Origin of the sequence: Vreelandella arcis (assembly GCF_900103865.1) — a bacterium.
Lineage (GTDB): Bacteria > Pseudomonadota > Gammaproteobacteria > Pseudomonadales > Halomonadaceae > Vreelandella > Vreelandella arcis.
Genome location: NZ_FNII01000002.1, coordinates 65,382 through 87,318, shown reverse-complemented (window position 1 = coordinate 87,318; position 21,937 = coordinate 65,382). Strand labels below are relative to the sequence as shown.

Genomic DNA, 21,937 nt, shown 5'->3' with positions numbered 1-21,937 from the left:
TATGGGCCCACCCTTTAACGGCTTCATCGGCGGCACTCTTCATCAACGCCAAGGTATCACTTACGCCCGAAGCATCCACGGCACTCAGCGTGTTTCAAGGCCACAGAACATTGACGTTGTGGCTGCCTGAGCGGGTGAACGGCCTCTCGGTTCCGTGAACGGGGCTTTTACTTTGTTAATTTGGATCCGCTATGAAACTGCGTAACCGAAATATTGAGAAACTACACACCGATGAATTCGATGCACTGATTATTGGTGGCGGCATTAATGGCGCTGCCACCGCCGCTGCGCTATCCGGCAAAGGGGCAAAAGTCGCGCTGATTGATCGCGGCGATTTCGCTGGTAGTACCAGCATGCACTCCTCCAACCTTGTTTGGGGCGGCATTAAATATATGGAAAGCAAAGACTTTGCCCTGGTGCGCAAGCTTTGCAAAAGCCGCAACCATTTAATTAAAAGTTATCCTTCCACGGTACAAGAAATTCGCTTTCTAACCACTATTTCCAAAGGCTTTCGCCATTCGCCACGCTATTTATGGGCGGGCACCTGGCTTTACTGGTTGATGGGTAACGCCTTTACCAAACGGCCACGATTGCTGTCACCCAAAAATATCCAGCAAGAAGAGCCGATTATCGATATTGATGGATCCGTCGGCGGCTTTGAGTATTCCGACGCCTACCTGCACGACAACGACGCGCGGTTTGTATTTAACTTTGTACGCCACGCGCTTAATTACGGTGCCATTGCCGCCAACTATGTGGAATCAATCGGTGCCGAGCGTGACGGCGATGTTTGGGTTACCAAAGCGCGTAATGTGATGGACGGCCAGTCGTTTGATATTCGGGCCAAAGTGCTTATCAATGCAGCGGGGCCCTGGGTCGACCAACACAATGCCTTAACCGGGCAAAAAACCACCCATCAGCACCTATACTCCAAAGGCATTCACTTAATTGTGCCCCAACTGACAGATAAAAAACGTGTGCTAGCGTTTTTTGCCGACGATGGCCGACTGTTTTTCGTCATCCCCATGGGTAACCGCACCTGCATCGGCACCACCGACACGCACATGGAGCATCCCGAGGTTGACGTCACCGCCGACGATATTGCCTTTGTGCTGGAAAACATTAATAAACGTCTGACGCTCGACAAACCGCTGGGCCAAGCCGATATCATCTCGACCCGCTGCGGCGTACGGCCACTGGCGATCAAATCCGATCAGGGAAGCGACCGCGACTTCCAACAGCTGTCCCGCAAGCACGTCATTGACACCAATAGCGATAGCGCTCACATCAGTATTTTCGGCGGCAAGTTGACCGACTGTTTGAACGTAGGGGACGAAATCGCTGACGCAGTGGCCCAACTCGGCGTCGCGTTATCCGATCCAGACTTCCGTTGGTATGGCGAACCGCCTAACGCGGTTAAAAAGCAGTTCATGGATCAAGCGAAACGTATGAACCTGGATGCAATGACCGCCGCCACGTCTTCTGAGTTGCTCTCATCGCGTCTTTGGCGTCGTTATGCCGAACAGGCCATCGTCATGTTGGAAAAAATCCGCCAAGACCCGTCTGAGGCCGACATTCTTATTGAGGGCACCGAGTACATTCGCTGCGAGCTTGAACATGCTCGCGACCATGAAATGATTACTGAGCTGGAAGATTTCCTGCGCCGCCGCGCGAAGGTCTCCTTGGTGGTACACCATGAGCAGCTACGCCATTCCAAGGGGCTCAAAGAAGCCTGTCGTGTGCTGTTCGGTGATCAAGCAGAAGAGCGCTTTGACGCCTATTTCGCCCAACACCGCGATACGGCTCAGCCCTATACGCCTGTGCAAGAGGCGCCATTGTAAACAAGCGCCCAATCATCGACATTGCTGACCAACAAAAACCCCCTCACGGCGGCCGTAAGGGGGAAAATATTGTGTTCAGTGAATTAGAGATTACTCTTCATTTTCTACCAGCAGTTGGGAATCGCCTGCCAATACCTCATCCCATGCCTCTTCGAGCGTGTAGCCCGCACGGTGGTCGATGGTGTCGATCACTTCAACCGCGTACTGAAGCGACTCCCGATTGCCCTTTAATGCTAAGACCAGCTTGGCAAGATCCAGCTTGCTAAAGCTATTCGCGATACGGTCGGCTTGTTGGCTTAATTCGGTGCAGTTCATAGTTTAACCCTCATGGTAATGTCATCCGCTGCTCGCGTTGTGTTGATCGTTAAGCAGCCATCTTGTTAATGACGAATGGTGACGTTGCTACACATGCTGGGCCGGATAAGTGCCCAGTTGGCAACTGCGATAGAGTCACAAGCGTTACAAGACCTTCGCTTCAAGCGCCCGGGTAGTACAGAAGCGCCTCAGTTGTAGCAGTGGTCAGGTAAGTAAGTTGGGATAACAAAATACCGCCCTGATCCATGACTTCACTATGGTGCACTGCCGTAAAGGCCACAATGCATCATTGGCCGCAGGCGGCGTTGTAGCTTGACTACATACACGGTCAATAGGGGCAAAGGCTGTTATATAATTTCACGGAATATATACATTACGTGGGGAACGCGTTGATAAAGGCGGGAAACTTACCCGTGATGGTCTGGGCAAGCGAAAAGCAGTATACGCCATCAATTCGACGACGCTAGTCGACCAAGGGCTAATACTCTCAGGGGTTAATAACCCAGCGCCGCTATCGCTTAAGGGCAATAGCGGCCTGTAGGGCAGTCTTGGCAGTGGATGACTGGCTAAGTGCGAACGCGGGAAACCGCGTCCAGCCAGCCTTGGTAGAGCTGCTCGCGGGTCGTTTCTTCCATGCTAGGTGTAAAGCTAGTTTCGCAGCGCCACAGCTGTTCGATCTCGTCTAACGTTTGATACCAGCCTAACCGCAGCCCGGCAAGGTAAGCGGCGCCTAACGCGGTGGTTTCCAGAATCGTTGGGCGATCCACCTGCACGTTCAGCATATCGGCCAAAAATTGCATGACCCAATTGTTCTTCACCATACCACCATCCACGCGCAAATTGCCGGGTGGTGCTTCCATATCGTCGTTCATGCAGTGCTGCAGATCGCGGGTTTGGTAACACACCGCCTGCAGGCCAGCGGCGACAATTTCCGCAATGCCCGTATCGCGGGTCAGGCCAAAAATCGCCCCGCGGGCTTTGGGATCCCAATGCGGGGCGCCTAATCCGGTAAAGGCCGGAACTAAATAAACGCTATGCCCGCTGCGGGTCTGCCGAGCCAAGGCTTCAGTTTCTGAGGCATCGGCAAACAGGTTCAAACCGTCGCGCAACCACTGCACAGTAGCGCCGGCGACGAAAATACTGCCCTCCATCGCGTAAGTTGGCTTGCCATTTAAGCGGTAACCAATGGTGGTCAGTAGCCGGTTACGCGAGAGCGACGGCGTTTCCCCTGTGTTGACGATCATAAAACACCCGGTGCCGTAGGTGCTTTTGCCCATCCCAGGCTGAAAGCATGCCTGGCCGACCAGTGCCGCCTGCTGATCGCCGGCCACACCAGCAATGGGTAGTTCGGCCCCCAGCCAACGGGCTTCCGTCGTGCCAAAATCATCGCTAGAGTCTTTCACCTCCGGCAGTAGCGAGGCTGGAATATCAAATAGGCTAAGCAGGTCGTCATCCCAGCATTGCTCATGGATATTGAACAGTGCCGTACGCGAGGCATTGGTGGCGTCGGTAACGTGATGACGACCGCCGGTTAATCGCCAGATTAGGAAACTATCGACCGTGCCGAACAACAACTCGCCTTTATCCGCACGAGCGCGAGTGCCTTCCACGTTGTCTAATATCCACGCTAGCTTAGTGGCGGAAAAATACGGGTCGATGAGCAAGCCGGTCTTAGCCTGTACACTTTGGTTATGGCCTTCGTCGCGTAATTTTTCACACAACGCGGACGTACGCCGGTCTTGCCAAACAATTGCGTTGTAGACCGGCTTCCCGGTGATCCGATCCCACACGATCGTGGTCTCGCGCTGATTGGTGATGCCCACCCCGGCCACTTCCTCGGCCGTAATCTTGGCCTTTTTTAACACCTCTCGGCAGGTAGCGACCACGGTGTCCCATATATCTTCGGGATCATGCTCAATCCAGCCATCGTGGGGATAGTGCTGGGTAAACTCTTGTTGGGCGACAGCTACGACCTGACCCTCACGGTCAAACAGAATCGCGCGGGAGCTGGTCGTGCCTTGATCAATGGCAAGTATAAATGAGGTCATAACAAGTTCGCTTTGTTGTTGGGATCTTTCGATTTTGTATGATTGCTTTCGCTTTATTATGATTGCAGGCTACGCCAGCGACTGCCAATGCTCAAGTATGAAAACACCTTCTTCAATCGTGCTTAGGCTAAGTGCAATGCCACATCATGCTGGGTCAGTAAGCGTTGGATAGGCTCAGGCGGCTTGCGGTCGGTAAACAGCGCGTCTAACTGGGCAATATTGCCCTGGCGTACAACAGGATTACGGTGAAACTTCGAGTAATCGGCGGCTAAATATACTCGGCGCGAATTGGCGATAATGGCTTTAGCAACGCGTACTTCCTGGTAGTCAAACTCCAAAAGAGAGCCATCTTCGTCGATGCCGCTAATCCCGATAATGCCGTAGTCAACCTTGAACTGATTGATAAAGTCGATGGTCGCTTCACCAATAATCCCACCGTCCCGCGAACGTACCTGGCCGCCGGCGATGATCACCGTAAAATCTTCTTTGTGCTGAAGAATAGCCGCAACGTTCAGGTTGTTGGTGATGATCTCTAGCCCTTGGTGGTCGAGCAGTGCCTGGGCAATCACCTCGTTACTGGTGCCGATGTTAATAAACAACGAGGCATCATTGGGTATGTGCTCAGCCAAGCAGCGGGCTATGCGCTCTTTTTCTTCCAAATGCAGGGTTTTGCGCGTGCTATAAGCGGTGTTGACGGTACTCGACTCGATCCCCACTCCACCATGAACTCGCCTGACGCGCCCTTCATCGGCCAAAGTATTGAGGTCGCGGCGAATGGTTTGCGGCGTGACCGCGAAATGGTCAGTGAGCTGCTCAATGCTCATGTAGCCATGCTGGCGGACCAGCTCAATGATCGAATCTTGACGAAACTGTTGATTCATACGCTAGCCCGTTACGTAATTTGTTCACTTTAGAACATAATAGAATAGCAAAATTTTCAAGAGATAACGTCTAGCGCCGTCCTCTCCTATCGCCATTCGTTAACACCCTGAGCGAGAGCATTATCCCGAAAGCGGCCATACCCAGAGAATCATCGGCATCGATACCACCAGCACGACAATCGAAAGCGGCAACCCAAGTTTCCAGTAGTCGCCGAACCGGTAACCCCCCGGCCCCAATACCAGGGTATTGGATTGGTGGCCTATCGGCGTTAAAAAAGCGCAGGAAGCACTCACCGCGACGACCATCAAAAAGGGATCGAGTGATACATCAAAGCCGTTCGCCAAGCTAACGGCAATGGGGGCCATCAGTAGCGCCGCCGCCGCATTGTTCACCACGTTGGAAAGCAGCATGGAGAGAATAAACAGGCCAGTCATCGTCAACACCACCGGCCAGTCATCGCCCCAATACAATAGTGCCTCGGCAATCAAATCCGCCCCGCCGCTGGTTTCCAACGCTTCCCCCACCGGAATCATCGCCCCTAGCAGCACAATCACCGGCCCATCAATGGCCTGATAGCCCTCACGCAGCGGCAGTACGCCAATCAGTAGCGACACCAAGGCAGCGGTACTTAACGCCACCGCCGCGGGCAGCAGATCCAGCAGCATAGCCACAATCGCGGCCGCAAAAATCAGCAGTGAAAGCAGCAGCTTGCGAGGCTGCCCGAGGTTTAAATCGCGGCTTGCCAGGGGTAGGCAGCCCAAGGGTGCTAGGCTTTCGGCAATTTCACCTTCCTCGCCTTGTAGCAGCAGTACATCGCCGGTCTGAAAGCGAATATCCCGCAACCGCTGCTTAAGCCGGGTGCCGTCCCGAGCAACCGCGACCAAGTGCAAACCAAATTGATGGTTCAGGCGCAATTGCCGAACGCTGCGATTAATCATCATGGAGTCACTGCGTACCACCACTTCCACCAACTGCAGCCCCTCGGTATCAACCGGTGGATGCGCATCGTGTTCGCTGTCATCTTCCGGTGGCGCTTCTGATTCGGCTTCTTCATCATCTGACTCAAACTCGGCAACGGCGCTTAGACCGGCTTTATCTTCCAATAACTTGAGCTCATCAGGCCCTGCTTCCAGCAGCAGGATATCCCCCGCCTGAAGCATACCGTGGAAGGCATAGCCGGCTTGGCGGTTGTCATCCCGCACCACGGCCAACACGGGAATGGTCTCATCCAGTTCATCGCGTAGCTGTTGGAGCGTTAAGCCTTTCGCTTTGGACTCATCGTGAACTTTAAGCTCAACTAAGTAGTTGGCCGTATCAAACATGTCCGCCGCGGACGCTTGCCCACTGCGCTTGGGTGTTAACCGCCAACCGACCAGTACAATAAACGCCAACCCGGTGAGCGCCACGACAATCCCCACCGGGGTAAAGCTGAACATGCTAAACGTGGCATCGGAAACATCGGACCGGTAACTTGAGATAATGATATTTGGCGGGGTACCAATCAACGTCGTGAGACCGCCCAGCAGCGAGCCAAACGCTAACGGCATTAGCAACAGCGAGGGAGAGGTATTATGTTCCCGCGCTAACCGCATGGCCACCGGCAGCAATAGCGCCAGCGCACCGACGTTATTCATCACCCCGGAAAGCACAACGACAGTGCCCACCAGGGCCAATAACTGGAGTACCAAGCGCTCGCCGACCTTAAGCACTTGATTGGCAATGATATCGACTAAGCCTGAGCGTTCGAAACCACGGCTTAACACGAGTACCGCGGCAACGGTAATGACCGCAGGGTGCCCATAGCCTAAAAAAGCTTCATCGGCGGGCACCAACCCGAGCATCACCGAGCCTAGCAGCGCCGCAAGGGCGACCAAATCGTAGCGAAACCGTCCCCACATAAAGGCCGCTAGCGTTAGCCCTAGCACAATAAACACCAGGGTACTCGGTGCAAGACTCAAGCCCTCAATTGCCATTATTGCGTCACCTCCCTATGAACCGCCGACTCGATAAAGCAACATTAGGCGTCGACTATACACGCGTATCGTTTGTGCCGAAGCTCGATAACCGTAAAAAAGCCTGGCAGCGCCAGGCGATAGAAAGCAGCCAAGTGAGGGGGCAGTAACGTCGTGGCGTTACTTTTTCATGCGCGCCAGCATTTGTTGAACGGCTTCAAGATGCTCGGGTTCGTTATGGCACATACCTTGAAATACGGCGCAAACGTCCAAAAACGCCTTTAGCTCCATATCGGGGGCCATTTTCATCAACCGTTTGGTTAATCGCGTGGCTTTGGGCGGTTGGGCGGCGATCCGCGCGGCATGTTCCATCGCCGTGGCCATCAATACGTCTGGCTCCACTACCTCTAACACCACGCCATACGCCAGCGCTTCCTGGGCGCTAATCACCCGGCCGGATAACGTCAGTTCAAAGGCGCGCTGGTAGCCTATCTGGCGTTGCATAAACCACGCACCGCCATCCCCGGGAATAATCCCCAGATTAAGAAAAGTTTCACCAAACTTGGCCTGATCCGATGCGATGCGAATATCTGCCATGTTGGCTAGGTCAAACCCCGCTCCGATAGCGGGGCCGTTAATGGCGGCAATAATCGGCACTTCAAGCTCGCTAAGCGCCAATGGCATGCGCTGAATCCCGCGCCGGTAGCGCTCGGCCACGTCGGCTACATCGCCGGCAAAGTCACCGCTACGCTCGGCCATATCTTTAACATTGCCGCCAGCACAAAACGCCGAGCCCGCGCCGGTGATCACCAGCACCGAGACGTCGCTGGTGTGGTTAATCCAGGTTGCCGTGGCGACAATATCATCTACCAGCGCCGTGCCGGTGAGCGCATTACGCACATCGTGGCGGTTCAGGGTCAGGGTGGCCACCCGATTTTCCAGGGTTAGGGTGGCGTCCGTTAGCGTTGGTACTGCTTGGCTCATTGGTCACGCTCCACAATGATTCGGGCATCGACAATCGCATAACCCAGGGAATGGTTTTCCGGGTAGGCAATTACCGGGTTTAAGTCTAGCTCGCGAATACTTGGGTAGGCGTCCACTAACTGGGAAATCCCCATTAACAATGATACCAACGCCTGCCTATCAACCCCCTGCCCTCCACGCACACCTTCCAACACTTTTTGTGCCTTGATTTGTTTCACCATGGACTCAGCATCGGCACGAGTGATCGGCAGCGAGCGAAACGCCACATCCTCCAGCACTTCGACAAACACGCCGCCTAGGCCAAACATGAGTACCGGGCCAAACATTGGGTCGCGTAGCATGCCGATGATCACTTCAACCCCTTTTTCCGCCATGGGGGTCACCAGAACGCCCTCAAGCGTTGCTGTGGGATCATAAGCGTGTGAACTGGCGACAATCGACTGATAGGCCTCACGTAACGCGGCCTCGCCGACGAGATTCAGCTTTACCCCACCGGCATCCGACTTATGCAGAATCGCCTGGGAGACCACTTTCATGGCTAAAGGGCGATCAGCAAATTCAGCCGCCACCGCCCCTAGCTCGTCAATGTTTCTCACCAATCGTTCGTCGGGCACATGAATGCCGTGCTCGGCCAGCAGCGCTTTGGCTTCAAACTCCAGCAAATCGCGCCCTTCGGCCTTGGCGTTGACGAACAATGCTTTGCCGTTTACGGAAGGCTGCATGGGCGTTTTCGTTCTTTGGGCCGCCTGGTTGGCCAGGTATTCACCGCGTTCACCGAGTGCCGCCAGCACTCTGACAGCGTGTTCAATTGACGCATAAACGGGTAAGCCTGCCTCGTGTAAGCGGCGCAGCGGCGGGGGTTTAATCGGCGCGTAAAGACTGTATATCACCAGGGGTTTGCGGGTTGCGTGGGCTAACTCCACCATGGCTTCAGCCCCGCGCATTTCATCGCCCAGCAGCGATTCAGCAAAGCGCAGGCTATAGCCGCCAAACATACCGACCAGAAACACGCTATCGACATTCGCATCATCGGCGACTACCGCCATGCACTGCGCCAAGAGAGACGGATTGGCATCCGACGAACCTGCCACATCCACCGGGTTGAGAGTAGAGGCTTGAGGCAGCAACAGCGCATCAAGTTTAGCCTGGGTGTCACTGGCAAGCGTGGCCAGCGTTAAACCCGCCTCGGCCAACCGATCAGCGGCGATGGTCGCCTGCCCGCCGCCATCCGCAATCACCGCGACGCGTTTGCCCGCTGCCTTCTGCAAGCGGCCAAGCCCTTCTGCCACTGGGAGTATTTCATCAGAGTATTGCACCACGCTCACCCCGGCTTGGCGTAGCAAATCGACCGTCATCTGATAGCTACCGGCCAATGCGCCGGTGTGCGAACTGGCCGCCTTCTGCCCTTGCTCGGTAGAGCCTGATTTGTACACCACTACGGGCTTCATGGCAGTAACCTCTCGCGCCACGTCAAGAAACTTGCGCCCATCCCGGAAGCCTTCAACGTAGAGCGTCGCAACCCGCGTTTGCTCATCCTCGCCCAGGTAGCGAAGATAGTCGTTAAAACCAATATCGGCCTGGTTGCCGGGACCAATGTAGGTGCTGAAGCCGACCTGGCCGTTATACTGGGCCTCCAATGCCAAAGAAAGCAGCATATTGCCGGATTGAGACACGATGCCAATGTCGCCGGGTTTGAGGTTTTCCAGCGCTAGCAGGTTAACGTGGTGATGCAGGTTGAACACCCCAGAGGTATTGGGGCCGATAATACGTACGCCATGGGCGCGAGCGTTTTTCATCATTTGTGCTTCCAACGCTGCCCCCGCCTCGCCGGTTTCAGCAAAACCGCTGGCCAACACAACGGCCCCCTTAATACCACGGCGGCCACATTCGGCTATTAAGCCAGGCACCGTGGCCGCTGGCGTGCATATCAGCGCCAGCGCCGGAGTTCCCGGTATGTCGGTAATGGACGGCCAAGCGTTAACGCCTAGTATTGACGCTGCTTTCGGGTTAACCGGGTAAATATCACCACGATAGCCGCCTTTGATGAGCCCCAGCATGGCTTTGTAGCCCCGCTTCGTCGGGTCAGCCGAGGCCCCCACCACCGCAATGCCGGTGGGGGCAAGCACCGCATGCAGCGGGCTGAGTAAAGGAAGATGGCCTTCGATTGATTGCATGGGCTTACCTATCAAATTGACTAACGTGCCGAATTCATCTCGCTAAAAATCTATTAGCCTATTGTCCCTTGAACTCAGGTAGGCGCTTTTCAGCAAAGGCATTGACCCCTTCCTGCCAATCGTCGGTGGTCGAACAGGTAAAGACGGCATCCAGCTCTTGTTGAAGTTGACTCGGCATGTCGGTCTGCGAACCGCGATTGACCAGCGGCTTGAGCATCGCCAATGATACCGGCGCTTGGCTGGCCAACTGCGACGCCAGCGCTAAGGCTTCGGGCATTAGTTGTTCTAGCGGGTAATGTGCCAACGCCAAACCCAACCGCGTTGCTTCAGCACCTTTTATTTTGTCGCCGGTGTACAGCAAACGCCGGGCTTGCCCCAGGCCGACAAGCTGGGGCAACCACTTCGAGACGCCGCCACCCACGCAGGTGCCAATACTGGTTTCGGGGAAGCCAATCTGAGCATCATCGGCCATTACGATAAAATCGCAGGCCACGGCCATCTCGGCGCCCGCGCCTAGGGCGTAGCCGTTCAAAGCGGCAATCACCGGTTTATTGAGCTGGGTGATAGCTTCGCCTACATCGTTACCTAACTGCAGATATTCGCGTCGCTGATACAGCGTGCGCGCAGCACCACCATGGGCTTTCATATCGGCACCCACGCAGAAAGCGCGGCCTTCCCCGGTTAACACGACAACACGAATGTCCCGCTCACGCTTGGCAAGCGCCAATACCCCGAGAAGCTCGTGATACAGCGTCTCGACCACGGCATTAAGCCGTTCGGGACGATTCAAGCGAACCGTCAGTACATGCTCTTGGTGAGTAACTAACAGGGTTTCGTAGTTAGGCAAATCAATGGGCGAGCTCATAACAATCAACTACCTGGCGCGTGGGTAAAAAAGGATTGAAAACGTTACGCTTTATCGGTCGAATTCAACACATTCGTTTTATTAAAAAACCTATATAGAAACAAATGTACCAATCAAATGCTAAGGGCATCGCCATATTACCGTCAACACGTTTGTTTCTTTATTAAAATATAAAGGTACAAATGTACCGACATTAGATACTTAGGTTACACTGCCCGCTTCAATGCATTGGAGCCTTGCATGACGCGTCACAGCAATGAATCAGACTCGCCGCTAGACACCGTTAATCAACGACTTGCGGCACTTTACCCAGAATTAAGCCCGCAGCTAAAACAGGCGGCGGGCTACGTCATGGAACACCCCTTGGACATCGCGTTTCAGTCAATCCGCAAAACAGCAGGGGCAGCACATGTTACCCCCTCAACCCTGGTGCGCTTGGCCAAACGGCTAGACTTTGAAAGCTATGAACTATTTCGCGAGGTGTTTCAATCGGCGGTACAGACGCCGCCGGTGCGGCTCTCTGGACGCGCCAATCAGCTTCGTCATCAGGCGAGCCAGCCCGATGACCCACTGTTTGTGGATGTAGGCGATGCGGCATTCGATAATATCGGTCGCCTGTTTACCGCTGATAATCAGGCACGCGTGCGCGATGCGGCCCAGCAGATACTCGCTGCGCGCAATATCGCGGTGGTGGGGTTTCGGGATACGTTTGCCTGCGCCTACCACTTTGCCTATGTGGGGCGCATAGCAATGCCCAATATCACGCTTATTAGAGGGTTGGAGGGCGGACTTTTAACCGAGCTGGACCGCTTCGATGAAAACGATTTAGTGGTCGCCTTCGGCTTTGAGCCTTACTGCGCCGAAACCGTTAAAGCACTGGATGTCACCCGTGCGAACGGGGTTAACGCCATTGTGGTGACCGACACGATGCGCTCGCCGCTAGTGCCGGGCGCGAGGCTGTCTTTTACCGTCGCCAACGCGACGCCTCACTTTTTCCCCTCGATCCTTTCTGCCATCACGTTAAGCGAAGCAATTTTGGCGGAGTGTGTCGCCTTCGGCCCCAACGCTTTGGTCGATAACGTGTCCCAGTTTGAGCAACGCATGCGCCAGATGGGGGCTTATGTCGATGTCGACTAATGAAGTATGTACGCCACCGCTAATCCAGGCATTTTGGTCTTAGACATTCGCTGTACTATGGAAAACGTTGAAAATATTAATTGGCGCTTAGCTCAGGACTCGCTAAATTCTGTTTACGTGAAGTGATGCTTTTACGTTAAGCATTGCCTTACTTGTGCCACAGGGAAACCCAAGGTGGTGCAATTTTTATGTACGGGACGACAAAACAATAATCTGTGGTACTGACCACTGCTGGAGCTTCCAACATGCCAAATAACAAGCAAAACGTGAATGCAGAACCTTCAATTTCTACATCAACTGAACTGCCTTCCTCTATTACGAATGCCTCGTCAACGCGACGCAACTTCCTTAAAACCGCCGCGGTAGGCTCTGCTGCTGCCGTTGCCGCGCCTTGGATCGGCAACGTCCAGGCTCAGGAAGGCATTCGTATTCGCATGCAGTCTTCCTGGCAGCCGGGTACGACGGGCTACCGTATTTTCGAGGAGTGGGCTGCCGGTGTCGCCGAGGCGACAGGTGGCGAAGTACGCATTGAGCCCTTCCCCGCCGGTGCCGTAGCGGGTGCTTTCGAGGTTGCCGATGCGGTGCGCAACGGCGTACTCGACGGGCAGAACTGGTTCACCGTCTACTGGCCAGGTAAAATGCCCGCCGGTGTGTTCCTTACCGCGTATCCAATGGGCCTTTCCGTCCCTCACCAGTGGGACATGATGTTTGGCGCCTATGGCGGCTTCGGCATTGCCAAGGATTTGTACCGTAAGCAGGGCCAGGAGCTGCTTGGCTACGTACACCACGACCTCAACCTGATCCACTCTAAGATTCCGCTACGCAGTTTCGACGACTTTAAAGGCGTTAAAATCCGCATGCCCGGGGGCATTGTGGCGGAAACCTTCGCCTCTATCGGTGCGCAGACGACTCTGCTACCGGGCTCCGAAGTCTATCCCGCGCTCGAGAAAGGCACCATTGATGCTGCCGATTACACCGGCGCCGCGGTCAACTTCGAGTTAGGCTTCTGGCAGGTCGCCGACTACATCATCATGGGGCCGCCCTCAACGCCCTGCCTCCACCAAGCTGTTGACTTAATGGACATTTCTGTCAACCGCCGGGTCTTTGAGCGCATGTCGCCCCAGACTCAGGATCTAATGCACGACCTGGTAGCAGCCTATTCCCGCGAGCATTATGCGGCGATCCAAAAAGCCAACGCCGAAGCGTGGCCCAAGTACCGTGAGAAAGGTGTAGAAATCATCCACCTCTCCGAAAACGATGCCAGCCGCTTCCGTGATGCCGCCATCCCGCTGTGGTTCAAGTGGGCCAACAAGGATCCCGACGCTGCTCGCCTGTTTAGAGCGCACCTCAACACCATGATGGATCCTGCAGTGGGACTGATCACCGACGAAGACATTCAGGGCTACGAGCTTAACGCCTGATGTTCAATGTCTGACTTATTTGCTCGACAACAGCGGATGTTGCGATCGACATCGCAACATCCGATTTGGCTAGAGTAACCACTTTTTGTTCCGCATCCCGTCGGCTTGATGATCCGGAACCATCGCCAGGAGGCGATGGTGTCACGGAGGAGTGTCCATGAATCTTGATATCGAATTCGTTCTCCCGCATTGGCTTTACTGGTCGGTGTTGTTGCTTTTGCCACTGGTGGTAATGTTTTTCGTCGATCGTAGCTTCCGACGTGGCGCTACCGTCGACGGCGGGGAAATTGCCGAAGTGCCCCCCGGCGAAGAGGTCGAGGCCGCTTACCAGCCACCTGGCAATTTATTTACAACCATTGTCGACCGCCTTTCCGGCTTTTCCGGCCGCTACGTGGCCTACTGGGCGCTAATTGCTCCTTTCATCTTCGCCTACGAAGTGCTTGTACGCTATGCCTTCAACTCGCCGACTAACTGGGCACATGAGTCGATGACGTTGATGTTCGGCATGCAGTATCTGATTGCCGGTGCTTATGCGCTTCGCGAAGGGGGACATGTCCGCGTCGATATTCTGTACAGTCGGGCCAAGCCACTTAACAGAGCGGCTCTGGACATTGTCACCTCAATATTCTTCTTCATCTTCACCCTCGCTCTACTAGCAACCGGCTGGAAGTTCTTCTCACAGTCGGTGAGCGACGCGTACTTCTTTGGCTCCAGCTATTCCAACGAGACCTCCTTCACCGAATGGGCCATCCAGTTCTATCCGGTGAAGTTCATGCTCTTCTTTGGCGCGCTGCTATTGCTGCTGCAGGGGTTCGGCCAACTGATTCGGGATATTCAGGCATATCGTTACCATTGGCGCTTACATGAGGGTAGTAGAACCTTCGCCCGCGTGATGCTGGTTATCGCCGCCTTCCTCGCAGCCTGGCTATTGTTCGAGATGGTCAATATCGCGGTCACCGACTACGAGAGCCTGGCGGGTAGCATCTCGGGCAGCCTTGGCTCATTCGGCATCGGAGCCCTGACGCTGGTGATGTTCGGCTCGCTGATGGTAGTGCTGGTGGCGGGCCTACCGCTAGCTTTCGTCACCGGCGGCCTGGGGGTGGTATTCCTCTATACGGTCGGCGACCAGGCCATGCTCAACCTGATGCCGTCGCGCATCTTCCCGATGATGACCAACTATCAACTCTCGGCCATACCGCTGTTCATTTTCATGGCCTCGGTGCTGGAAAAAGCCGGGATCATCGAAGAGCTGTTCGACGTCGTCTACAAGTGGATGGGCGGTCTTAAAGCAGGTTTGGCCATTGCCACGATTATAGCCTCAACGCTACTCGCCGCCATGGTTGGTGTGATTGGCGCGGCGGTGGTGACCATGGGCCTGATCGCCCTGCCGGCAATGCTTAAGCGCAACTATGACCCGGAAATTGCTATCGGCTCGATCATGGCCGGCGGCACCTTGGGCATTCTCATCCCCCCCTCCATCCTGGCGATCATCTACGGCGTCATCGCTCAGCAATCGGTGGGCGAATTGTACCTCGGGTCGTTGATCCCCGGTTTGATGTTGGCCTTCATGTACGGCTTTTACTGCTGGATGCGAGGCACCTTAAACATCAAAATGGCGCCGCCAATGCCGGTCGAAGACCGCGTTAGTACTAAGGAAAAGCTGCGCTTACTGCGTAACATGCTGGCGCCCATCGTGCTGGTAATACTGGTACTCGGCATCATCTTCACCGGCATCGCCACCCCGGTGGAAGCGGCGGGTATCGGTACCTTTGGTGCCTTGGTGGTCGCGGCCATGCACAAGCGTCTGACCTGGCCCAACCTGCACGCGGCCTGCATGACCACGCTGGTCGCCTCGGCGATGGTGATGTGGATTATCTTCGGCGCCAGCATCTTCGTCGGCTTCTATATCCTGCAGGGCGGTCAGACCTTCGTGCAGGAGCTAATCTCCGGCGCGGGCCTTGGCCCCTACGCGGTGCTGTTGCTGATGATGGTACTACTGGTGGCGTTGGGGATGTTCCTCGACTGGGTGGGTATCCTACTGCTGGCGGTGCCTATCTTTGTTCCGCTGATCAAGGGAATGACCTTTGACGGCGTGCTTGGGTTACCCGGCGTAGACCCGACTGATGTATCGCTGTGGTTCGGCGTTATCTATCTGGTCAATATGCAAATGTCGTTTCTCAGTCCGCCGTTTGGCTATGCGCTGTTCTATATCAAGGGGGTTTGTCCGCCGCATATCACCATGGCGCAGATTTTCCGCTCATCCTTCCCCTTCCTGGGCATTCAGGCGCTGGGGCTGCTGCTGGTGATACTCTTCCCGGCGTTGGTCACTTGGCTGCCTAACCTGGCCTACGGCTAGCCACTGAGTACTGTTTGCACCCTTTACCGCCCTCGTCTTGCGAGGGCGGTTTTCGTTTAGGACGTACTCTATTAGGGCAATAACACTGTGGAGCCGGTCGTCTGACGACGTTGCAGCGCGTCCTGGGCTTTGCCTACCTCTTTAAGCGGGTAGCGGTTGGCCACATCGATATGGATCTTGCCGCTTTCCAGCATGGCAAAGAAGTCCTCGCACATCATTTCGAGGCGCTCACGGGTATCCGCGTAGCCATTCAAACTTGGGCGGGTAACAAACAGCGAACCTTTCTTATTGAGAATGCCGATATTCACGCCATCGACCGGGCCGGATGCGTTACCGAAGCTGACCATCAAGGAACGCGGCTTCAGGCAGTCCAGCGACATCTCCCAGGTATCTTTACCCACCGAGTCGTAAACTACATCGCACATCTCACCGTTGGTTAGCTCACGTACGCGCTCCACCACATTTTCTTCGGTGTAGTTGATGGTCGCCCAGGCACCGTTGGCCATGGCTAAATCGGCTTTTTCTTGTGAACTGACAGTGCCAATCAGCTTTACGCCTAACGCCTTGGCCCACTGACAGGCAATCGAGCCGACACCACCGGCTGCCGCGTGGAATAAAATCGTTTCACCGCCCTTCAGCTCGTAGGTTTGGCGCAGCAAATACTGCACCGTAAGCCCTTTAAGCATACTGGCCGCGGCAGTTTCAAAATCGATAAAGTCCGGCAGCTTAACGACTTTAGCAGCGGGGAGCGTATGGTGCTCGGCGTAAGCCCCTAGCGGGCCTTGGGCGTAAGCCACCCGGTCACCTTCTTTCAGGTGGGTGACGCCCTCCCCAACTGCATCGACAATGCCCGCGCCTTCGGTGCCCAAACCAGAGGGCAATGAGGGAGCCGGATAAAGCCCGGTACGAAAATAGATATCGATAAAATTAAGGCCAATCGCCTGGTTGGCAATGCGGACTTCGCCAGCCGCTGGCGCATCCAGGGTCACATCCTCTAGCTCAAGCACTTCTGAACCACCGGTTTGAGAAAACTGAATCCGTTGAGACATGCGGGGGAGCTCCTTTTTATAGGGGAATCTAGCACGCTAACGCTATCGGGACGGCTGCGCAACGCGGCTGTCACAACGCGCATGATAAACTCAGGCAATATTGATCGCCGACGGCTAACGGAACGTTCATGATGCACCCACAAATCTTGCTGCCCACCTTAATTGCCCATCGCGGTTATTCGTCCGCGGCTCCGGAAAACACGCTTTCGGCCGTGCGCGCCGCCCATCGCGCGGGCGCTCGGTGGGTCGAGCTCGATGTGCAACTATTGGGAGACGGCACCCCCGTTATTTGGCACGACGCGGATGTAGCCCGCTGCTCTGACGGACGTGGAAAACTGCGGCGCATGGACTGGCCCCAGTCACAAACGTTGGACGTTGGCCGCTGGTTTGGTAGTGCATTCGCAGGCGAAAAGATGCCCAGCCTGGACGCCATGCTTGCGCTGCTTAACGAACTGGAGATGGGCGTCAACCTTGAACTTAAAGTCAGTCGCGGCCATGATCCCATCGCACTGGTGGAACGTGTCGTGCCAATCGTGCTGGAAGCACTGCCCACCGAACGGCTTGTGCTGTCATCTTTTGATAGATTGGCGCTGCGCCATAGCCGCACGTTTGCCAAGCCGGAGCGCCTAGCGCTGGGCATGCTGTTCAACCGGCTGCCCAAAGACTGGCAAGCCCAAGGTCGTGAAATCGATGCTTTCAGCATTCATGCCCATTGGGGACGTTTAAAGCCTGCCCAAGCGGCGGCCATTCGGCAGGCGGGCTATGCACTACTGTGCTATACGCCCAACGATCCCAACGCCTTCCATCCGCTTTGGTCGTGGGGGGCTGCCAGCGCCATCACCGATGAACCGGAACTATTTCGGCGTTATTTAGCGACATCCACTGTCACGGCGTCCCTTCCATCGCATCCATTTGGCAAGCCTGGCTAGCTTGCCTACGCTTAGAGAGTGATCGCTTGAGCTATTAACTCTCAGCGGGTTATCTCGCTAGATAAATGCGATTATCAACAAGGGCGATCATCAACAAGGGGAGTGGAATGAGCGATACGGATCTGGGGATCATGGATGCGCAAACCCTGAGACGGCTTTTCGAATCGCGCCAAGCGTCCCCCCTGGACGCCACCCGTGCTGCTTTGGCTCGCATCGACCGTTTTAACGAAGCAGTCAACGCCTATGTTTACGTTGATGCGGAAGGCGCTGAAGAAGCGGCGAAAGCATCGGCAAAGCGTTGGGAGCAAGGCAAACCGCTCAGCGCTATCGACGGCATCCCGGTGTCGATGAAGGATCTGACCCAGGTAGCCGGCATGCCCTGCCACTCGGGTTCATTAACGTCCCCAATAGCGTCCTGTGACACGGACGCGCCGCCTGCCCAAATGCTTCGCGATGCAGGCGCGATTTTTCTAGGCAAAACCAACACACCTGAGTTTGGCTGGAAGGCTGTCACCGACAATCGCGTTTTCGGGGCCACCTACAACCCTTGGAATACGCAACTTACCCCTGGGGGCTCATCCGGCGGCGCAGCGGTGGCAGCCGCGCTTAACATGGGGGTGCTCCACCAAGGCGGCGATTCGGGGGGCTCGATCCGCATCCCCGCTGCTTTTACCGGGGTATTTGGCTTCAAACCGACCTTTGGCTGGACTCCCCAGTGGCCGCCAGCCCAAGAGCCTACCCTTTCGCACCTTGGCCCGTTAACACGCTCGGTCCGTGACGCGGTAAGCATGCTCAATGTCATGGGGCGATATAACTACCGCGACCCCTACGCCACTCGCGGTCAGCCCGATTGCTGGGGGGTCGACTTAGACAAAGGTATCAAAGGGCTGCGCATCGCCTACTCAAAAGACTTAGGCTACGCCAGTGTTGACCCGCAAATCGCCAGACGGGTCAAAGAAGCGGCTCTTAAAATGGAAGCCTTGGGTGCCGAGATTGTCGAGATAGACCCAGGATTCTCATCGCCGCTAGATATCTTTCGTAAAATCTGGTTTACCGCCTCGCTCTACCAATGGCAGCAATTGGATCAATCCCAGCGCGAGCAACTGGATCCCGGAATGGCCACCAATGCCCGAAAGGCCGAAGCATGGAGCGCACTTGACCTATTCCGTGCGCTATCGGAAAGGGCCTTGCTCACCAGACAGCTTGAGCATTTCAATCAGCAGTATCATCTGATCATGACGCCTGCAGTAAGCGTTTTACCCTTCGAGGTGAACCAAGAAGTCCCGCCGGGTAGCGGCATGCGCGATTGGGAGGAATGGGCACCTTTCTCATACCCTTTTAATCTAAGCCAGCAACCCGCTGCCTCGGTACCCTGCGGATTTACCGATAACGGATTACCGGTAGGTTTTCAGCTGGCGGGCGGTAAGTACGACGACGTTAGGGTGCTACGTGCCTGCCACGCCTTTATGGAAGCCCATCCGCCACGCTTCCCCACGGAACCTAATCCCTCACAATACACATAACAATCTGGCTAAAAGGGGGCGCCGTCACTGCGTGATATGCGCACAATGACGGCGGGTTTAATTGAATATTGTGCAATGCTTACATGGTCGCTAAACGGTCGACATCCCTAACCCCTGACATACGCACCATGGCCAGCGCCTCGTCTAGACTATCGACCTCCTCAACCATCAATAGCTCACTTTCCACGGTTACCGGCTGTCCTGCCTGCTCAGACAATAGCTTTTCCAACGCAGCAACGTCCATGTTGTCGTCCCATGGCTTTGTCTCGATCTCACTGCTGGTGCGGCTGGGCAGGTAGATCGTGCCATTAGAAAAATCCACCGCGTAGGCAATCACCCCCGGCACAATAAAGAACAGCAATCCAACGCCATTAGCGGCCGCGACAGCAGGATCAATATCACCGCTCATCTGGCCTTTGCGTTCTGGATGAAAAATCGTCCCGCAGCCGCTAATGGCAATAACCGTGACGCCGATGACAACGCCTTTCAACCACCGTTTGACTGTCCGTTGCATGCAGGGTCTCCCCGTTATTAATCTATGTTATCTAGGGTCAAAACGCGATGATTCTAGCACACCGCACGATCAAGTCAGCGCGGCTATTCAAGGCGCAATTTTGCCGCCTTACCCGCTTGGCCTTACAATGCCCAAACGAACGATAACGGGTCCGTCCCCTTCACCAAGGAATGCTATCGCCCATGCGCGCCAGCCAACTACTCATTGCCACTTTAAAAGAAACCCCGGCCGACGCCGAGATCATCAGCCACCAGCTGATGCTGCGCGCCGGGATGATTCGCCGCCTCACCTCCGGGCTCTATACCTGGCTACCGATAGGCCTGAAGACCCTGCGCAAGGTGGAGCGCATCGTACGCGAGGAGATGGATCGCGCCGGTGCCCAGGAGGTACTGATGCCGGCAGTGCAACCCGCCGAGCTGTGGCAGGAGTCCGGCCGCTGGGACAAGTACGGCGACCTGCTGCTGCGCCTCAAGGATCGTCATGACCGCGACTACTGCGTCGGCCCCACCCACGAGGAAGTGATCACCGACCTGGTGCGTAAGGAGATCGCCAGCTACAAGCAGTTGCCGGCCAACTTCTACCAGATCCAGACCAAGTTCCGCGATGAGACCCGTCCACGTTTCGGCGTGATGCGCTCGCGTGAATTCATCATGAAGGACGCCTACTCATTCGATGTCGACCAGGCTGGGCTTAAGCGTTCGTACCAGTTGATGTATGACGCCTACATGCGGATCTTCACCCGGTTGGGGCTCGACTTTCGCGCCGTCGAAGCTGACAACGGCGACATCGGCGGAACCGGCTCCCATGAGTTTCAGGTGCTGGCCGATTCAGGCGAGGACGCGGTGGTCTTCTCCACCGAGTCAGACTACGCCGCTAACATCGAGAAAGCCGAGGCACTTGCCGCCCCTCTGGGCAGCAACACCGAGCGCGCGGCACCAAGCGAAGAACTTCGCCTTGTCGATACACCGAATGCCAAAACCATCGCCACGTTGGTTGAGCAATTCAAGCTGCCGATTGAAAAAACCGTCAAAACGCTGATGGTTCACGCCGCGGAAGGCGGTTTAATTGCGCTATTGGTACGTGGCGATCACGAGCTTAACGACGTCAAAGCAGAAAACCTTGCCCAAGTAGCGGCCCCGCTGACCATGGCCTCCGAAGAAGAAATTCGCGCCGCGGTAGGCGCAGGCCCAGGTTCGCTAGGCCCAGTGAACCTAGACATGCCAATTATCGTCGATCGCAGCGTGGCACTAATGAGCGACTTTGGCGCAGGCGCTAATACCGATGGCAAGCACTACTTCGGCATCAACTGGGAGCGCGACGCCGCGCTGCCGGAAGTGGCGGATCTTCGCAACGTGGTCGAAGGTGACCCCTCGCCCGACGGCAAAGGCACGCTTGCGATTAAACGCGGCATTGAAGTGGGCCACGTTTTCCAGTTGGGTCAAAAATACTCTGAATCGATGAACGCCACGGTACTTGGCGATAACGGCAAAACCAGCCACCCGTGGATGGGCTGCTACGGTATTGGCGTGACCCGCGTGGTCGCCGCCGCCATTGAGCAGAACCACGACGACGCGGGCATTATCTGGCCTAACGCCCTGGCGCCTTTCCACGTCGCACTAGTGCCTATGAACGCGCATAAATCCCAGCGCGTTCGGGAGGAGTCTGAACGCCTCTACCAAGCACTGAGCAACGCGGGGCTTGATGTGCTGTTGGATGACCGAGACACCCGCCCCGGCGTTAAGTTTGCCGACCTCGAACTCATGGGCGTACCGCACCGGCTCGTGATTGGCGACCGCGGTTTGGATAACGGCGAGTTGGAATACAAGGGACGTCGTGACAGCGACGCCACCATGGTACCCGCCGAGCAAATTATTAATTTTTTGCGTGAGAAAGCCGGTCTTTCCTCTACCGCCGTATAACAGCGGGGTGTGCCGTGCTAAAGGCACT

16 protein-coding genes are annotated in these 21,937 nt (G+C 55.6%); 7 read left to right on the top strand and 9 right to left on the bottom strand.

Annotated elements, in window-relative coordinates; all coding sequences use genetic code 11:
* The first annotated feature begins 191 nt into the window (after nt 1-191).
* Entirely contained in the window at nt 192-1,841 is a 1,650-nt protein-coding gene (locus BLR97_RS02325; RefSeq protein ID WP_089702080.1) for a glycerol-3-phosphate dehydrogenase/oxidase, read from the top strand.
* 90 nt (nt 1,842-1,931) lie between these two features.
* Here BLR97_RS02325 and BLR97_RS02320 read toward each other — a convergent pair whose 3' ends face one another.
* From BLR97_RS02320 to BLR97_RS02290, 7 genes are all read right to left on the bottom strand, one after another.
* The gene (locus tag BLR97_RS02320; RefSeq protein WP_089702078.1) at nt 1,932-2,156 is read right to left on the bottom strand and encodes a hypothetical protein; all 225 of its coding nucleotides are present in this window, start codon (nt 2,154-2,156) and stop codon (nt 1,932-1,934) included.
* 566 nt (nt 2,157-2,722) lie between these two features.
* Complete coding sequence (glpK, locus tag BLR97_RS02315; RefSeq protein ID WP_089702076.1) at nt 2,723-4,204, bottom strand: glycerol kinase GlpK; 1,482 nt, start codon at nt 4,202-4,204, stop codon at nt 2,723-2,725.
* 122 nt (nt 4,205-4,326) lie between these two features.
* Nucleotides 4,327-5,085, bottom strand: coding sequence for a DeoR/GlpR family transcriptional regulator (locus BLR97_RS02310; RefSeq protein ID WP_089702074.1), 759 nt, complete (start codon nt 5,083-5,085; stop codon nt 4,327-4,329).
* Nucleotides 5,086-5,205: 120 nt separating this feature from the next.
* Nucleotides 5,206-7,059 carry an SLC13 family permease gene (locus tag BLR97_RS02305; protein ID WP_089702072.1) on the bottom strand — a complete coding sequence of 618 codons (1,854 nt, stop codon included), beginning with the start codon at nt 7,057-7,059 and terminating at the stop codon, nt 5,206-5,208.
* A 159-nt stretch (nt 7,060-7,218) separates the two neighbouring features.
* Entirely contained in the window at nt 7,219-8,022 is an 804-nt protein-coding gene (locus BLR97_RS02300; protein ID WP_089702070.1) for an enoyl-CoA hydratase-related protein, read from the bottom strand.
* Nucleotides 8,019-10,196 carry an acetate--CoA ligase family protein gene (locus BLR97_RS02295; RefSeq protein ID WP_089702068.1) on the bottom strand — a complete coding sequence of 726 codons (2,178 nt, stop codon included), beginning with the start codon at nt 10,194-10,196 and terminating at the stop codon, nt 8,019-8,021. The genes BLR97_RS02300 and BLR97_RS02295 overlap by 4 nt, the downstream gene beginning before the upstream one ends.
* Nucleotides 10,197-10,254: 58 nt before the next feature.
* Complete coding sequence (locus BLR97_RS02290; protein ID WP_089702066.1) at nt 10,255-11,061, bottom strand: enoyl-CoA hydratase/isomerase family protein; 807 nt, start codon at nt 11,059-11,061, stop codon at nt 10,255-10,257.
* Nucleotides 11,062-11,301: 240 nt separating this feature from the next.
* Between BLR97_RS02290 and BLR97_RS02285 the strand changes: the two genes are divergently transcribed.
* From BLR97_RS02285 to BLR97_RS02275, 3 genes are all read left to right on the top strand, one after another.
* Entirely contained in the window at nt 11,302-12,198 is an 897-nt protein-coding gene (locus tag BLR97_RS02285; protein ID WP_089702064.1) for a MurR/RpiR family transcriptional regulator, read from the top strand.
* A 245-nt stretch (nt 12,199-12,443) separates the two neighbouring features.
* The gene (gene dctP / locus BLR97_RS02280) at nt 12,444-13,619 is read left to right on the top strand and encodes a TRAP transporter substrate-binding protein DctP (RefSeq protein WP_089702063.1); all 1,176 of its coding nucleotides are present in this window, start codon (nt 12,444-12,446) and stop codon (nt 13,617-13,619) included.
* 157 nt (nt 13,620-13,776) lie between these two features.
* A complete protein-coding gene (locus BLR97_RS02275; protein ID WP_089702060.1) occupies nt 13,777-15,975 on the top strand; it encodes a TRAP transporter large permease subunit in 2,199 nt (732 codons plus the stop codon).
* 71 nt (nt 15,976-16,046) lie between these two features.
* On the opposite strand, the gene BLR97_RS02270 is transcribed toward BLR97_RS02275, so the two are convergent.
* Nucleotides 16,047-17,024: an NADPH:quinone reductase gene (locus tag BLR97_RS02270; RefSeq protein WP_089702058.1), complete on the bottom strand. Its 978-nt coding sequence runs from the start codon at nt 17,022-17,024 to the stop codon at nt 16,047-16,049.
* 128 nt (nt 17,025-17,152) lie between these two features.
* Here BLR97_RS02270 and BLR97_RS02265 point away from each other — a divergent pair, with 128 nt between their 5' ends.
* Together BLR97_RS02265 and BLR97_RS02260 are read left to right on the top strand one after the other, a co-directional pair.
* On the top strand, nt 17,153-17,953 hold the full coding sequence (locus BLR97_RS02265) for a glycerophosphodiester phosphodiesterase family protein (RefSeq protein ID WP_089702055.1): 801 nt from the start codon (nt 17,153-17,155) through the stop codon (nt 17,951-17,953).
* Between the two features lie 107 nt (nt 17,954-18,060).
* Nucleotides 18,061-19,476, top strand: coding sequence for an amidase (locus BLR97_RS02260; protein WP_089702054.1), 1,416 nt, complete (start codon nt 18,061-18,063; stop codon nt 19,474-19,476).
* A gap of 79 nt (nt 19,477-19,555) precedes the next feature.
* Here the strand turns inward: BLR97_RS02260 and BLR97_RS02255 are convergent, their stop codons facing one another.
* The gene (locus BLR97_RS02255) at nt 19,556-19,990 is read right to left on the bottom strand and encodes a hypothetical protein (RefSeq protein ID WP_089702052.1); all 435 of its coding nucleotides are present in this window, start codon (nt 19,988-19,990) and stop codon (nt 19,556-19,558) included.
* 182 nt (nt 19,991-20,172) lie between these two features.
* On the opposite strand from BLR97_RS02255, the gene BLR97_RS02250 reads away from it, so the two are divergent.
* Nucleotides 20,173-21,909: a proline--tRNA ligase gene (locus BLR97_RS02250; protein WP_089702049.1), complete on the top strand. Its 1,737-nt coding sequence runs from the start codon at nt 20,173-20,175 to the stop codon at nt 21,907-21,909.
* Nucleotides 21,910-21,937 lie beyond the last annotated feature (28 nt).